Raw genomic sequence first — 15,647 nt, 5'->3', positions numbered from 1 at the left:
CTAAAATAACTTACAAAATGATTATGAGACATTTTTTTTTGACGACTTCAAAAAGATATATCTTTCTGTTTTTCATCTTTTTGGGTGGATTTACTTCATGTCAAAAGAAGACTAAAAGTCCTTTACATTTTGTTTCTATTTCTAGTAGTCAGTCACATATTGATTTTAGTAATACGCTGACAGAGTCTGATTCGGTTAATTTTTATACGAATGAATACATGTATATCGGTTCAGGCGTGGGAGTTGGCGACTTCGATAATGACGGTTTGCAAGATGTAATTTTTGTAGGTAGTCAAGTTCGTCCTCGCTTGTATTTGAATAAAGGAACAATGCAATTTGAGGACATCACTATAAAGGCTAATATTCCTGAGTTATCGTGGTGTACAGGTGTGAGCATTGTGGACATTAATCAAGATGGTTGGCAGGATATTTATATTTGCGTTTCACACCATAAAAACCCTCAGAATCGGAAGAATATTTTATTAATAAATCAGAAAAACCTGACTTTCAAGGAAGAAGCCCAAGCCTATGGATTGGCAGATGAAGGTTTTTCGACACAAGCTTGTTTTTTAGATTATGATAAAGATGGCGATTTGGATGTATATGTATTGAACCATCAGTTGTTTAACCCTCAACCAAATAAACTTGTGGCGCCTGACTCCTCAGGATTATCGCCTGCCGCTGACCATTTATATCAAAATCAGGGTTTTGACAAAGCACTTGGTCATCCCGTTTTTAAGAATGTCTCTCGACAAACAGGTATTTTAGAGGATGGTTATGGTTTGGGTGTAACCGTCGCCGATTTTAATCATGATACCTATCCTGATATTTATGTGGCCAATGATTATCTCAGCAATGATAAACTGTGGTTAAATCAACAAAATGGAACTTTCAAAAATGTAATAGCTCAAGCTACCCAGCATCAAAGTTATAATAGTATGGGAGTTGATGTCGCAGATTTGAATAATGATTTGTTACCTGATATCATGGTTTTGGATATGCTCCAGCCAACCAATGAGCGTAAAAAAATGATGGCATTGGGATTTAGTCCTGAGAAGTACGATATGCAACGAAAACTAGGATATCAACCTGAGTTTTCACGGAATATGTTACAGCTTCATCGAGGAAATCAACTTGTGAACCAACAGCAAATACCTATTTTTAGTGAGATAGGTAATTTGGCAGGAGTAGCCGAAACAGATTGGAGTTGGAGTGTGCTGTGTGCTGATTTTGATAATGATGGCTGGAAAGATTTACATATCACCAATGGTTTGGCTAAGGATTTGACAAACAATGATTTTCTGAATTTTACTAAAGAAGCCCAACAAAGTAGTTATCAGTTTGGCGGCGGAAGCAATAGTTTAAATACTTTTGATACAAAAAGTATTCATGATTTACGAAAAAAATTGGATGAGTTTGGACCTGTTAAGTTGAATAATTTTTTCTTTCAAAATACTCAAAACCTTAAATTTGAAGATATCACACAAGAGGTTGGACTAGAAAATCCTTCTATTTCGCATGGTGCTGCCTATGCCGATTTTGACAATGATGGCGATTTAGATTTAGTCATTAACAATACTAATCAAAAGGCGTTTCTTTATCAAAATACCTTAAATGATGAGGATAAAAATCGCCATTTTTTAAGTGTTGTTTTACAAGGTAGTCAAAATAATCTGGATGGATTTGGGACAAAGGTTGAGGTACATCATCAAGGAAAAGTACAAATGCTCGAACAGCAACCCGTTCGTGGATATGCTTCTTCTGTCGAAAATCGTTTGCATTTTGGTTTGGGAGAGTATAGTCTAATCGATTCATTAATAGTAACTTGGCCAAATCAAAAAGTACAAAAACTTTTTCGAGTAAAAGTAGATACAAGCTTACTTTTGAAAGAAAGTGATGCTAATGAGTTAGTAGATATTCATACAAAGTTCTTTGAAGATAAAGGTATTGGACTTGATTTTATTCATCAAGAAACACCATTTTTTGACTATTACAATCGTCGTTTGCAACCTCAGAAATACTCACAACTGGGACCATGCTTAGCGAAGGTAGATATCAATAGTGATGGACTGGAAGATTTTTTTGTAGGAGGAGCTTCTCATCAAAATGGATGTTTTTTTATGCAGGAAAAAACGGGTGGTTTTAAAGCGCAAGTATTAGTTCAAACCTCAAAATTGCAAGAAGATTTGGCTTCGGTTTTGGTAGATACCGACAACGATGGCGATTTGGATTTGCTTCTGGCAGGTGGAAGTACCGAGTACCCAAGAGGCTATCACAGCTCAGTACAATTATTTTTAAATGATGGGAAAGGCAATTTTCAGCAGAATTTAATGGCAATCCCTGCACAGCTTCAAACTTTTTGTACTACCTTAGCAGTTGCAGATATTGACCATGATGGCGACCAAGATATTTTTGTAGGTGGTCGTCTTGATGCCGAACATTTTCCTCAACTTCCTCAGAGTTATTTATTGATTAACCAAAATGGCTTTTTTAAAGAACAAACCGCTCAATTAGCACCAGAACTTCAGTATGCTGGAATGATTACAGGGGCAGTTTGGACAGATTACAATCACGATAATCAGATTGATTTAGTAATCGTAGGAGAATGGACTTCCGTTCAATTTTTCAAAAATCAACATGGGGAATTAAGTTTAGATACTCAAACTAGCGAGTTGACTCATAGGAAAGGTATGTGGCGGAGTATAATCGCAAAGGATTTAGATGCCGATGGAGACCAAGATTTGGTGTTAGGAAATTGGGGACTCAATCAAAAATATCATATTTCAGAAACAAGACCTTATCATCTTTTTGCGAAGGATATTGATAATAACGGCACGAATGAGCTGCTTCCTGCCTATTTTTTGAAAAATAAAACAGGAGATTTTGAACTGTATCCCGACTTAGACCGCAATCAATTTGCGGAACAAACGCCCACGATAAAAAAGAAATTCCTATTGCACCGTGATTTTTCTGAAACAACGATGGATGAACTGATAAAACACATTGGAAATGAGTCACTTGTAGATTTGAGTTGTGACTATGCACAAAGTGTTTGGCTTGAAAATCAAGCTGGAAAATTTGTAACGCACGACTTGCCGATTGAGGCTCAAATGGCTCCTATTAACGCTATCGAAGTTACTGATGTCAATGCTGATGGAATGCTAGATTTGATTTTGGCAGGAAATGAATTTCAAACCGAAATAACCACAGGAAGAATTGATGCCAGTTACGGATTAATTTTGTTGGGCACAAAGCAGAAAAGATTTATACCCCAACCTATTGGTTATCAAGGATTATTTTTGAGAGGAGATACCAAAGCAATGCAACTAATTCATGGAGTACAGAAGTCTTATTTGGTGGTAGCAGAAAATAATCAAAGACTAAAATATTACCCCATAGTATCCTATAAAAACAATATACATACGAAACATTAACTTATCCCATTTATCTATTTATATGAACCGTATAATAAAGACCGTTAGTCTATTTGTGGCTACCACTTTGTTGGCGCAAGCACAAGCACCTACTCCGATAAAGGTGAATGTTGCGCAACCAGTTTCAGAAATACAACCTACTATGTGGGGGATATTTTTTGAAGATATCAACCTCGGTGCCGATGGAGGTATTTATGCCGAATTGGTTAAAAACCGCTCTTTCGAATTCCAAAAACCATTGATGGGTTGGAAAATAGAAAGAAAAACTTTTCATGAAGGAGAAGTATTGATTCAAAATCGTGCTGATAAAAACACTGCTAACCCTCGCTTTGTGAGTGTTAAGGTTGAAAATGCACAAAAAGGAGACCTTGGATTGACCAATGAGGGTTTCCGTGGAATGGGTATCAAAAATGGATTAAGATATGATTTTTCCGTGATGTACCGCCAATCAGGAAGTCCTGTTAAAGTTCATGCTGAGTTACTTGATGCTAAAGGACAAGTAATTGGAGAAGGTACGCTGACGCCATCTCAAACGGATGGGCAATGGCATAGACAAGCTGTGAGTTTTAATGCCAAAGCTACTGAGGCAAAAGGTAAACTTCGTTTGTGGTTTGAAGGAAATGGTCAAATCGACTTAGATATGATTTCTCTATTTCCAGAAGATACTTGGAAAGGACGCCCTGGAGGGATGCGTGCCGATATGATTCAGAAGTTGGCCGATTTAAAACCAGGCTTTATTCGTTTCCCTGGAGGATGTATTGTTGAAGGCTTTGATTTGAACAACCGTTACCAATGGAAAAAAACAATTGGCCCAATCGAAGAACGCCAATTGATCATGAACCGTTGGAATATCGAGTTTGCACATCGTCCAGCGCCAGATTATTTCCAAACTTTTGGTTTAGGATTTTTTGAGTATTTACAATTGGCAGAAGATATTGGTTCTGAAGCACTTCCAATCCTTAACTGCGGTATGGCTTGTCAGTTTAATTCAGCAGAAGTCGTGCCTTTGGATCAACTCGAACCGTATGTGCAAGATGCTTTAGATTTGATTGAATTTGCCAATGGAGACATCAATACGACTTGGGGAAAAGTGCGTGCTCAAATGGGGCATCCAGCGCCTTTTAATCTGAAAATGATGGGTGTCGGTAACGAAAACTGGGGACCACAGTACATTGAGCGTTTGAAAGTATTTACGAAAGCTATCAAAGCAAAATATCCTAATTTCAAATTGATAAATAGCTCTGGTACAGACCCTAACGGCGACCGTTTTGACTATTTGAATAAAGAATTGCGTGCTATGAACGCTGATTTTATTGATGAGCATTATTACCGTGCACCAGAGTGGTTCTTGAAAAATGCAGGGCGTTATGATAGCTACGACCGTAATGGTTCAAAAGTTTTTGCAGGAGAATATGCCTCTCATACTAACAATGGCGCTTCTGCTAGCAATCGTAACACTTGGAGAGCTGCGCTTTCTGAAGCTGCATTTATGACTGGCTTGGAACGTAATGCTGCTGTGGTTCAAATGGCCTCTTATGCTCCGTTATTTGCACACGTGGATGGTTGGCAGTGGAATCCTGATTTGATTTGGGTTGATAACTTGCAATCATTTGGTACTCCAAGTTATTATGTACAACAACTTTATTCATTAAACAAAGGCACCCACGTTTTATCGATGACTCAAAATAATCAACCATTGATAGGACAAGACAGTTTGTATGCCTCAGCAAGTTGGGACAAAGCTAGTAATGAAATTATCTTGAAAATTGCGAACAATAATAGTCAAGCTCAAGTGCGTGAAATCCAATTGGATGGTGTAAAAAAACTGGATCCAAACGCTAAATTGATTGTGATGCAAAGTGATCCAAATGCCGTAAATACTTTTGAAGAAGCCCTAAAAGTGAGTCCTACTGAAAAGAAAATTGTGGTGAATGCAAAGACTAAAAAAGTAAGTCTCGAACTGGCACCGTATTCATTTTATGTGGTAAGGATAAAAACACTTTAATAAAATTTGAAAATCTGAGTTAGTTTGAGGGGGAAAATTATGACAATTTTCCCCCTCTTTTTTTAATTCCTCAAATTCCAAATCCTCAAAATGAAATCTATTTCTACTTGTTGTATGGCATTGCTGATGTGGTGCCAATATGAGTTATCTTTTGCCCAAACAGAACATCCTTACTCCCATGACCCAAGTACCGTTGTAAGGGATGGTGACATGTTTTGGTACTTTTCAACAGGCTGGGGTATCACTCCAGCATTTTCAAAAGATTTGAAATATTGGGACGTTAAAACCCCGCCAATATTCAAAAAAGGAGAACATCCTGCTTGGATTGATAGCACTGTAAAAGGCTTCAAGGGGCATTTTTGGGCACCTGATGTGATTTTTATGAACGGAAAATATCATGTGTATTATTCATGTTCCACTTTCGGATCGCCGACTTCTGCTATTGGATTGGTGACGTCATCAAGCCTCAATCCTGATAGTCCCAACTACGGATGGACAGACCAAGGTATGGTTGTAAAATCACAAGAGAAAAAGGATTTTAATGCCATTGATCCAAGCATTTTGAAAGATGATGATGGGCGGGTATATATGGCGTATGGGTCGTTTCATGCGGGTATTGCTGGTGTAGAATTGGATACCCTTACAGGCAAAATTGAAGCGGGGGCTAGCCTGAGCAAATTAGCTGGTGGACGTGAGTCTGACTGGGAAGCAGCATGTTTGATTCGGGAAGGAAAATATTATTATCTTTTTGTTAATAATGGCTTGTGTTGCAAGGGTTTAAATAGCACTTACTATATAGTGGTAGGTCGTTCCGAAAATCCTCTTGGTCCTTTTGTTGACCAATCGGGTCGTAAGCTTACCGAAGGAGGTGGCACAGTTTTACTTCGTAGTCAAGGTTCTCGACTTGGGCCAGGTCATGTGGGATTACTGCGTGATGGAAAAAAGCTGATTACCTCCATTCATTTCTATGATGCTTCTGAGGAAGGGAAATCGAAGTTTGCTTTGATAAATATGAAATTCAAAAATGGCTGGCCAGTTCTTTCTTGGGATTAATTTTAGCTGTTTTCTTGTTTCAATTTTCCCATAAAAAAAGCCACCTACTGCTTTTTATGTGATATTCATACGTTCAAGTACTTTGTTTACAAGGGCTTACAGACTATTGCTGAGATAATCTCCTAAATTTTTCTCATTATTTTTTGTATTAATCAAATATTTGATTTAAAATTGTGTCAAAATAACACGTTTTGAATAATCATAGCGATTTGTATTTCATAAATAGTGTATAGTGAGGGAATCACTGATTCCCTTCACTTCCTGAAAAAGGATTAAAATTGAAATAATTTCTTCATTTTAGTCCTTTTTTGAGTGAAAATAAGTTATTTCGAATTTTTAAAGTAGAAAATCTCGTTTTATACGTATTTTTTACCTGAAGTTAAACGAATAACCATTTTCTAGAAGTAATCAGGCTATTTATGACAAAGCCCAAAGCTTTATAAAAACTATAACAAAGAATGCTAGCAAGATATAATCATAGTACTCGAATCCTTTTGGCTCTGGACTGTATTGTTTTTGGGTTTGATGGAGAAGAGTTGAAGTTATTATTAATCAAACGTGATTTTGAACCTGAGCGTGGCAAGTGGTCATTGATGGGTGGTTTCTTGAATGAGGATGAGGATTTGGAAGTGGCAGCCAACCGTATTTTGTATGACTTGACAGGTTTGAAAGATATTTATTTCGAAGAAATTAAAACTTTTGGCGAGATCAATCGTGACCCAGTAGAGCGAACAGTTTCGGTTTGTTTTTTTGCTTTGATTAATATCCACGCACACAGTCAGGATGCAGCGAAGTCTCAAAATGCTTTTTGGATTAGTTTGAAAAATCGTCCAGAACTCATTTTTGACCACAGTAATATGGTCAACTTGGCACTTGAAAGATTGCGATATCGTGCAGCCTTGCATCCCATTGGATTTGAGTTATTGCCTGAGAAATTTACGATTCCTCAATTGCAAAAACTCTATGAAGCGATTTATGATACGCCTTTAGACCGCCGTAACTTTAGCCGTAAAATTCTATCGACTAAATTGTTGATAGATACAGGTGAAAAGAACGAAAACTCGGCGACCAAGAAGGCGATTTTGTATAAACTAGACCAAGAGAAATATCAGAGACAGTTTAATGCTTTTCATTATTTTGTGTCTGATTTTAAAGTCTAAAATCTGAAAGTACCAAGAGCGAATAAGTGAATCCATATAAACCTGAATAGGTCATGAGTATTTTATAAATAACTTGTGCTTAGGGAAATAACAGAAGGTTTATAAGAAAAAGTACTTATTCGCTTTTTTGAAATATAAAATTGTGTCAATTTAACGCATTTGGCTGATTTCAGCTCGGCTTTAAACATATATTCAACGAATGAAAAATCAATTTGTAATCGGAGTTGATTACGGAACAGACTCGGTAAGAGCACTGGTAGTAAATACCGCAACAGGCGAAGAAGTAGGTACAGCCGTTCACTATTATGCACGTTGGAAGCAAGGTTTGTATTGCGATCCAGCTTCATCGCAGTTTAGACAACACCCTTTGGATTATTTGGAGGGTTTACAAAATTCGATAGCTGGTGCATTAGAAGGTTTGAGCGATGAGGTAAAACAAAATATTGTAGGTATTTCGGTAGATACTACAGGTTCTACTCCTGTGGCCGTTGACCAAAACGGCACACCTTTGGCATTATTACCAGAGTTTGCTGAAAATCCGAATGGGATGTTTATTCTTTGGAAAGATCATACTGCAAATGCCGAAGCTGAAGAAATCAATCATTTAGCACATCATTGGGATACCGATTTTACAAAATATGTTGGAGGAATTTATTCATCAGAATGGTTTTGGGCAAAAATCCTTCGTACCCTACGCGTAGATGAAACCATTCGTGAAAAGGCCTATTCTTGGGTTGAACATTGTGACTGGATTTCGGCTGTATTAACAGGAAATACTGACCCAATTGCGATGAAAAGAAGCCGTTGTGCCGCAGGACATAAAGCGCTTTGGCATCAAGAATTTGAAGGACTTCCTTCTGAAGAATTTTTGACAAAATTAGATCCACTTTTGGGTGGATTAAGAGATAGACTTTTTAGCGAGACTTATACTTCAGATAATAGTATGGGTACCATTTCAAAAGAATGGGCTGATAAACTAGGTATTTCAGATAAAGCTGTAATTGGTGTAGGTGCTTTTGACTGTCACATGGGGGCAGTTGGGGCAGATATTCAGCCCTATTCTTTGTGTAAAGTAATCGGAACATCAACTTGCGATATGTTGGTTGCGCCAAACGAAGAAATTGGACATTTGTTGATTCGTGGTATTTGTGGTCAAGTAGATGGCTCAATCATTCCTGGCATGTTAGGAATGGAAGCTGGACAATCGGCATTTGGTGATTTGTACGCTTGGTTCCAAAAAGTAATTGTAGGGCCAGTACGCGACCTATTGGGTCAGGAAGCTGCCGACAAACTTAGTGCTGAGTTGATTCCTTATCTTTCAGAAAAGGCCTCAGAACTACCTATTAAAGCTACCGATATTGTATCTGTTGACTGGATGAATGGTCGTCGTACACCCGACGCTAAACATACACTCAAAGGAGGAATCATTGGCTTAAACTTGGGTAGCGATGCTGTGAAAATCTTCAAATCGTTGGTTGAGGCAACGGCTTTTGGTGCAAGAGCTATTTCTGACCGTTTCCAACAAGAGGGTGTTCCTATCAAACAAGTGATTGCGATTGGTGGGGTTGCCAAAAAATCACCATTTGTCATGCAAACTTTGGCAGACGTATTGAACATGCCAATCAAAGTAGCGAGTTCAGACCAAGCTTGTGCTTTGGGTGCAGCGATTTGTGCTTCAGTAGCAGCCGGTGTATATCCAGATATGGCCTCAGCACAGAAAAATATGGCTTCCGCATTTGATGCAACTTACGAACCTCGTCCAGAAGTTGTGCCTACCTACGAAGCATTATATCAAAGATACCAAGGCATCGGACAGTATATTGAGGAGAATATATAAATAGCAGTCGGCATTCAGCAGTCAGCTTTCAGTTTTTCCCGATAGCCGACTGCCGATAGCCGATTGCCAAATCTAGTTCCAAAAAATTAAAACATCAAGACAATCAGAACAATGAGTAATTTAAAAACATTTGGCGGTTTGCCATTAGAAGTGTGGTTCGTAACAGGTAGCCAACATTTATACGGTGAAGAAACACTTCGTCAGGTAGATGAACATTCGAAAATCATTGCGGACTCGTTCCAAGCATCTTCGATTATCCCTGTAAATGTGATTTTCAAGCCAGTGGTGAAAACACCAGATGAGATTTATAATATCTGTCAAGAAGCAAACTTTGCCCCTAACTGTATTGGTATTGTCGCATGGATGCACACTTTTTCTCCTGCAAAAATGTGGATTCGTGGTTTGAATATTTTGAAAAAACCATTGTTGCACTTGCATACACAGTTCAACCGTGATATTCCTTGGTCGAGCATCGACATGGACTTTATGAACCTTAACCAATCGGCACATGGTGACCGTGAGTTTGGTTTCATTATGTCTCGTATGCGTTTGAGCCGTAAAGTAGTGGTTGGTCACTGGCAGCAAGAAGATGTTTTACAAAAAATCAATATTTGGGCACGTGTAGCGGCAGGTCGTTTCGAAATGCAACGTTTGAAAGTAGTTCGTTTCGGTGACAACATGCGTCAAGTAGCAGTAACAGACGGCGATAAAGTAGGTGCTGAAATGACTTTTGGATTCTCAGTAAATACACACGGTGTTGGTGATTTAGTAAAAGTAATCAACCAATTCTCTGATGCTGAAATCAATCAATTAGTAAAAGAATACGAAGATACCTACCAAGTAATGGATTCTTTGAAAGCAGGTGGTGCTATGCGTGCCTCTTTGTTTGAAGCTGCTCGCATCGAACTTGGTTTGAAAGCATTCTTGGAAGATGGTGGCTTTGGTGCTTATACCAATACCTTCGAAGATTTGTACGGTATGAAGCAATTGCCTGGTATCGGTTCACAACGTATGATGGCTGCTGGCTATGGTTACGGTGGCGAAGGTGACTGGAAAACTTCTGCGATGGTTCGTGTGATGAAGTTTATGGCTAGTGGTTTGGAAGGTGGTAACTCTTTCATGGAAGATTATACTTATCATTTCGATCCAGCTAATCCAATGGTATTGGGTGCACACATGTTAGAAATCTGTCCAAGTATTGCGAAAGGTGCTGTAAAATGTGAAGTACATCCATTAGGAATTGGCGGTAAAGAAGATCCAGTACGTTTGGTATTCAATGGTGGTGCTGGTGCAGCCTTGAACGTTTCTTTGATCGATATGGGTAACCGTTTCAGAATCTTAGTAAACGAAGTAGATGGCGTAGATGTAACAGAAGAGTTACCAAAATTACCTGTAGCGCGCGTATTGTGGAAACCACAACCAGATATGGCAACAGGATGTGCTGCTTGGATTTTGGCGGGTGGTGCTCACCACACCGTATTTAGCCAAAACCTTACAACTGAATATATCGAGGATTTGGCTGATATGTTTGGTGTTGAGTTGGTAGTAATTAATAAAGATACTCAGTTGCGCAATCTTAAAAACGAGTTGCGTTGGAATGAAGTAGCATACAAATAAGCAGTTTTGGGCGAATGGTGTTATACGCATTATTCGCCCAAATATCACAGAAATGATGATGTAGGGTTTTGTTTTAGAATCAAACAGACTCACTACTTTGTCGACTGAAAACAAACTATCCTCCTAAATTAATTAACTAAACTATGAAAAAATGGATTTCGACATTAGCGCTTGCAGCTATGTCATTACAAGGATTTGCTCAAAACGAAGTAACGCTTGATGCCTCGCAAGCCAAAACACAAATCAACCGCCAGATATATGGTCACTTTGCGGAACATTTGGGGGCTTGTATTTATGGAGGTTTGTATGTAGGTGAAAATAACACGAAAATTCCTAACATCAACGGTGCTCGTAAGGATGTGATTGAGGCCTTGAAAAAAATGAAGATTCCTAATCTTCGTTGGCCAGGGGGATGTTTTGCAGATACTTACCACTGGAAAGATGGTATTGGTCCTAAAAAACAACGTCCTTCGATCGTGAATGCTTGGTGGGGCGGTGTAACAGAAGATAATAGCTTTGGAACACATGATTTTTTGAATTTGTGTAAAGAATTAGGTACAGAACCCTATTTGGCTGGTAACGTAGGTAGTGGTACTGTAAAAGAATTGTCTGACTGGGTTCAATATGTAAACCATAATGGCGTGAGTCCAATGGCCAATTTGCGTAAGGAAAATGGTCAGGATAAAGCTTGGGGAGTAAAGTACTGGGGTGTTGGAAACGAAGCTTGGGGTTGCGGTGGTAACATGAAGGCAGAATACTATGCCAACATTTATCGTCAATACGCCACTTTTATGACGGATTGGGATAACGGTTCGAAGTTGTTCAGAATTGCTTCTGGTGCTAACTCGAAGGATTATAATTGGACAGAGGTTTTGATGCGTGATATTCCTCATCACATGTTGGAGGGTATTGCATTACACCATTACTCGGTGATTAACTGGGACAAAAAAGGTCCAGCAGCCAATTTCACAGAAGAACATTATTTCAAAACTATGCAGCAGGCTTTGTTTATGGATGAGCTAATCCAAAAGCATACCGCTATTATGGATAAGTATGACCCTAAAAAGAAAGTGGCATTGGTAGTTGACGAATGGGGTGGCTGGTACGAAGTAGAGCAAGGAACAAACCCAGGGTTTTTGTACCAACAAAATACCATGCGTGATGCTGTGTTAGCGGGCGCAACTTTGAATATTTTCCACAAACATTCTGAACGTGTGAGAATGGCAAACTTGGCTCAAATCGTAAACGTGTTGCAAGCGGTTGTGCTAACAAAGGAGGAAAAAATGATTTTGACTCCAACTTACCACGTAATGGAAATGTACAATGTTCACCAAGATGCGACCAATATTCCTGTTGAAATAAAGTCGAATGACTATGTATTTGGTACTGAAAAATTGCCAGCGGTTTCTGTTTCGGCTTCAAAAGACCAAGCGGGTGTTGTTCATATTTCATTAACGAACATTGACATTAACAAAGGACAAGAGATTTCTATCAACTTGAAAGGAATCACGGCGAAAGCGGTTACAGGTCGTGTGTTAACGTCGGCAAAAGTACAAGACCACAATACTTTTGATAATCCTGAAAAAGTAAAGCCAACTACTTTTACAGGGGCAAGTATTTCTGGAGGTACGCTTAAAGTAAAATTACCTGCTACTTCGGTAGTAGTATTGGAGCTGAAATAATAAAGCTTTTACTATACAATTGTAAAAACTCGCTAGAAACCTCTGGCGAGTCTTTTACCTAAAATTAATTACAATCATGACTTATCAATCTCTACGTGAGGAATGTTATGAAGCAAACATGCAGCTTCCTAAACTGGGTTTGGTGCTTTTTACTTTTGGTAATGTAAGTGCTGTTGACCGTTCGCAAGCGGTGTTTGCTATCAAACCAAGTGGTGTGCCTTATGAGTTTTTGAAACTTGAGGATATCGTTATTATGGACTATGATGCCAAAGTAGTAGATGGCAAAATGCGTCCTTCTTCAGATACCAAAACACATGCTCAGTTATACAAAAACTGGGAAGGTATCGGTGGAATTACACATACACATAGTACCTATGCTGTGGCTTGGTCACAAGCTGGTTTGGACATTCCTATCTTCGGAACTACGCACGCGGATCATACTCACCAAGATATTCCATGTGCTCCTGTGTTGACTGACGAAATGATTGAAGGTGATTATGAATTTGAAACGGGTAATCAAATCTTCAACTGTTTTGCCGACAAAGGTCTTTCTTACAAAGAAATGGAAATGGTTCTTTTACAAAACCATGGTCCATTTACTTGGGGAAAAACGGCTGAAAAGTCAGTTTATAGCGCAGCTGTTCTCGAAGAAGTCGCACGTATGGCTTATTTGACATTACAGATTAACCCTAACACTCCTCGCATCAAGGACACTTTGCGTTTGAAACATTACGAACGTAAACATGGCAAAAATGCTTATTACGGTCAAGGTTGCTAAGCGAAGTGAAAAGTTTAGATTTCGGAGTTTTGAAAACTAAAAATTCGAAAGCATTTCTCTAAAAGTACCCATATTTCTGCTATTGGTTTTTGAAAAATAGAAACCAATAGCAGGACAACCTGCAAGTCAAACACTATAAAATAATGAAGCGTGCTGAATTGGGAAGATTACGAAGGTGTCTATGTACTAATTTTTCATTCTCAATTCAGTACAGCAATGAAATTTTCAAATTAAACCTGAAATCCTTTGGTGACGCCTCACCATCTTTTATCTCCTTCTATTAATCTATGAAGCTCGGATTAGAATCTCTCGACTACATTATTTTCTTTGTTTACTTCGTAATCGTGGCGAGCTACGGTTATTGGGTTTACAAAAATAAGGGTAAGCAAACTGCTGACTCAAAAGACTTTTTCTTGGCGGAAGGTTCACTTACATGGTGGGCTATTGGTTCGTCAATTATTGCCTCAAATATCTCAGCCGAGCAGTTTATCGGTATGAGTGGACAGGCTTTTCAATTAGGTATTGCTATTTCGGTGTACGAATTGGTGGGTGCTTTCTCGCTGATTTTGATTGCGGTATTCTTTTTACCGATGTATATCCGAAATAATATTTACACGATGCCCCAATTTTTGGCAAGCCGTTACGACAATCGTATCAGTACTATTATGGCGGTGTTTTGGTTGTTTTTGTACATTTTGGTAAACTTAACATCCATCATTTACTTGGGTGCATTGAGTCTTGAAACGATGACAGGCTTTAGTTTTATGGCTTGTGCAACTTTCTTGACCATTTTTGCGATTTTTATTACCCTTGGTGGTATGAAAGTAATTGGTTATACCGACGTAATTCAGGTGGTTTGTTTGGTTGTAGGTGGTTTGGCAACGACTTACTTGGCATTAGATTTACTTTCAGCAAAAGTAGGTTCGGGCGCGGGTATTTTTGAAGGATTGAGTTTGATTAAGGATAAAGCTGATAGCCATTTGCACATGATTTTTGCTAAAGGACAATACCAAGTGCATGATGGTCAAGGCGGTATGATTGATGCGTACAACCAATTGCCTGGCTTGTTGATGTTTATTGTTGGAGGTCAATGGATTGTAAACTTGAATTACTTTGGTTGTAATCAATATATCACGCAACGCGCTTTGGGGGCTGATTTGAAAACGGCTCGTTCGGGTTTGTTGTTTGCTTCTTTCCTCAAAATGTTAATGCCAATTATCGTAGTGTTGCCGGGTTTGGCGGCGTATGTATTGTTCCAAGAAAATGCAGATATGGCAATTGTCGAAGGAATTAGAGAAGGCGGTATTGTAAAACCAGATAATGCATATCCAGTTTTGTTAAATATCCTTCCTACAGGTTTGAAAGGTATGGCGTTTGCAGCACTTACTGCAGCGATTGTAGCATCATTGGCAGGAAAAGCCAACAGTATCTCAACGATTTACGTTTTGGATATTCATAAGAAATTCTTTGCACCAGACCTCAACGAAAAGCAAATGGTATGGATGGGTCGTGTATCTATTGTCGTTTCATTTGTGATTGCATTGGCTATTAGTCCATTGTTGAAAAACTTAGGTCAAGGTTTCCAATACATACAAGAATACACAGGCTTCATTTCTCCGGGTATCTTGGCAATTTTCTTGTTAGGTTTCTTCTGGAAAAAAGCTACAGCCAACGGTGCCTTAGCAGCGACTATCTTGAGTATTCCAATGTCGGCATTCTTGAAAGTTCAAGCACCAGATATGCCTTTCCTTAACCGCATGGGCGTTGTATTCTGGATTTGCGCTCTGGTAACCGTTGTTATCAGTTTGATAGAATCAAAAGGGAAAGACCATCCAAAAGCTTTTGTTGTAGATAGCAGCTGGTTTAAGTCAGATAAAGCGTTCCGTTTTGGAGCACTATTAATTACTGCCGTTGTTGTATTGATTTATACGATTTTCTGGTAGGATTATCGATTTGAAAATTTGAAGATTTGATAATTTGAAAATGAATTTGTATCTGTGGTGAGTACTCCTAACCATGGATACAAATTTCAAAAAATCACTAAACCACTAATTCAATAAATCACTCAATACTTATCCCCA

9 protein-coding genes are annotated in these 15,647 nt (G+C 38.6%); all 9 read left to right on the top strand.

Annotated features, from left to right (window positions below; all coding sequences use genetic code 11):
• Nucleotides 1-23: 23 nt before the first annotated feature.
• The 9 genes from QM524_RS24645 (at nt 24) to QM524_RS24605 (ending at nt 15,509) form a co-directional block, all read left to right on the top strand.
• The gene (locus tag QM524_RS24645) at nt 24-3,434 is read left to right on the top strand and encodes a VCBS repeat-containing protein (RefSeq protein ID WP_283346691.1); all 3,411 of its coding nucleotides are present in this window, start codon (nt 24-26) and stop codon (nt 3,432-3,434) included.
• Between the two features lie 22 nt (nt 3,435-3,456).
• On the top strand, nt 3,457-5,439 hold the full coding sequence (locus QM524_RS24640; protein ID WP_283346690.1) for an alpha-L-arabinofuranosidase C-terminal domain-containing protein: 1,983 nt from the start codon (nt 3,457-3,459) through the stop codon (nt 5,437-5,439).
• 90 nt (nt 5,440-5,529) lie between these two features.
• Nucleotides 5,530-6,492 carry an arabinan endo-1,5-alpha-L-arabinosidase gene (locus QM524_RS24635; protein WP_283346689.1) on the top strand — a complete coding sequence of 321 codons (963 nt, stop codon included), beginning with the start codon at nt 5,530-5,532 and terminating at the stop codon, nt 6,490-6,492.
• 458 nt (nt 6,493-6,950) lie between these two features.
• Nucleotides 6,951-7,652 (top strand): NUDIX hydrolase, encoded by a 702-nt coding sequence (locus QM524_RS24630; RefSeq protein ID WP_283346688.1) that lies wholly within the window; start codon nt 6,951-6,953, stop codon nt 7,650-7,652.
• Between the two features lie 199 nt (nt 7,653-7,851).
• Nucleotides 7,852-9,489: a ribulokinase gene (locus QM524_RS24625; RefSeq protein ID WP_283346687.1), complete on the top strand. Its 1,638-nt coding sequence runs from the start codon at nt 7,852-7,854 to the stop codon at nt 9,487-9,489.
• A 111-nt stretch (nt 9,490-9,600) separates the two neighbouring features.
• Nucleotides 9,601-11,106: an L-arabinose isomerase gene (araA, locus tag QM524_RS24620; RefSeq protein ID WP_283346686.1), complete on the top strand. Its 1,506-nt coding sequence runs from the start codon at nt 9,601-9,603 to the stop codon at nt 11,104-11,106.
• A 143-nt stretch (nt 11,107-11,249) separates the two neighbouring features.
• Nucleotides 11,250-12,788, top strand: coding sequence for an alpha-N-arabinofuranosidase (locus tag QM524_RS24615; protein WP_095168306.1), 1,539 nt, complete (start codon nt 11,250-11,252; stop codon nt 12,786-12,788).
• 76 nt (nt 12,789-12,864) lie between these two features.
• Nucleotides 12,865-13,566, top strand: coding sequence for an L-ribulose-5-phosphate 4-epimerase (locus QM524_RS24610; protein ID WP_095168303.1), 702 nt, complete (start codon nt 12,865-12,867; stop codon nt 13,564-13,566).
• Between the two features lie 287 nt (nt 13,567-13,853).
• Entirely contained in the window at nt 13,854-15,509 is a 1,656-nt protein-coding gene (locus QM524_RS24605) for a sodium/sugar symporter (RefSeq protein WP_283346685.1), read from the top strand.
• The last annotated feature ends 138 nt before the right edge of the window (nt 15,510-15,647 follow it).

Origin of the sequence: Flectobacillus roseus (genome assembly GCF_030056595.1) — a bacterium.
Lineage (GTDB): Bacteria > Bacteroidota > Bacteroidia > Cytophagales > Spirosomataceae > Flectobacillus > Flectobacillus roseus.
The sequence above is the reverse complement of the archived record's forward strand: the minus strand, read 5'-3'. Positions and strand labels throughout refer to the sequence as shown.

What these genes read in the sequence shown, in the direction of transcription:
- QM524_RS24630 (WP_283346688.1), top strand. Translation starts at nt 6,951, where the DNA reads ATGCTAGCAAGATATAATCATAGTACTCGAATCCTTTTGGCTCTGGAC.
- QM524_RS24625 (WP_283346687.1), top strand. Translation starts at nt 7,852, where the DNA reads ATGAAAAATCAATTTGTAATCGGAGTTGATTACGGAACAGACTCGGTA.
- QM524_RS24635 (WP_283346689.1), top strand. Translation starts at nt 5,530, where the DNA reads ATGAAATCTATTTCTACTTGTTGTATGGCATTGCTGATGTGGTGCCAA.
- QM524_RS24610 (WP_095168303.1), top strand. Translation starts at nt 12,865, where the DNA reads ATGACTTATCAATCTCTACGTGAGGAATGTTATGAAGCAAACATGCAG.
- araA (WP_283346686.1), top strand. Translation starts at nt 9,601, where the DNA reads ATGAGTAATTTAAAAACATTTGGCGGTTTGCCATTAGAAGTGTGGTTC.
- QM524_RS24645 (WP_283346691.1), top strand. Translation starts at nt 24, where the DNA reads ATGAGACATTTTTTTTTGACGACTTCAAAAAGATATATCTTTCTGTTT.
- QM524_RS24615 (WP_095168306.1), top strand. Translation starts at nt 11,250, where the DNA reads ATGAAAAAATGGATTTCGACATTAGCGCTTGCAGCTATGTCATTACAA.
- QM524_RS24640 (WP_283346690.1), top strand. Translation starts at nt 3,457, where the DNA reads ATGAACCGTATAATAAAGACCGTTAGTCTATTTGTGGCTACCACTTTG.
- QM524_RS24605 (WP_283346685.1), top strand. Translation starts at nt 13,854, where the DNA reads ATGAAGCTCGGATTAGAATCTCTCGACTACATTATTTTCTTTGTTTAC.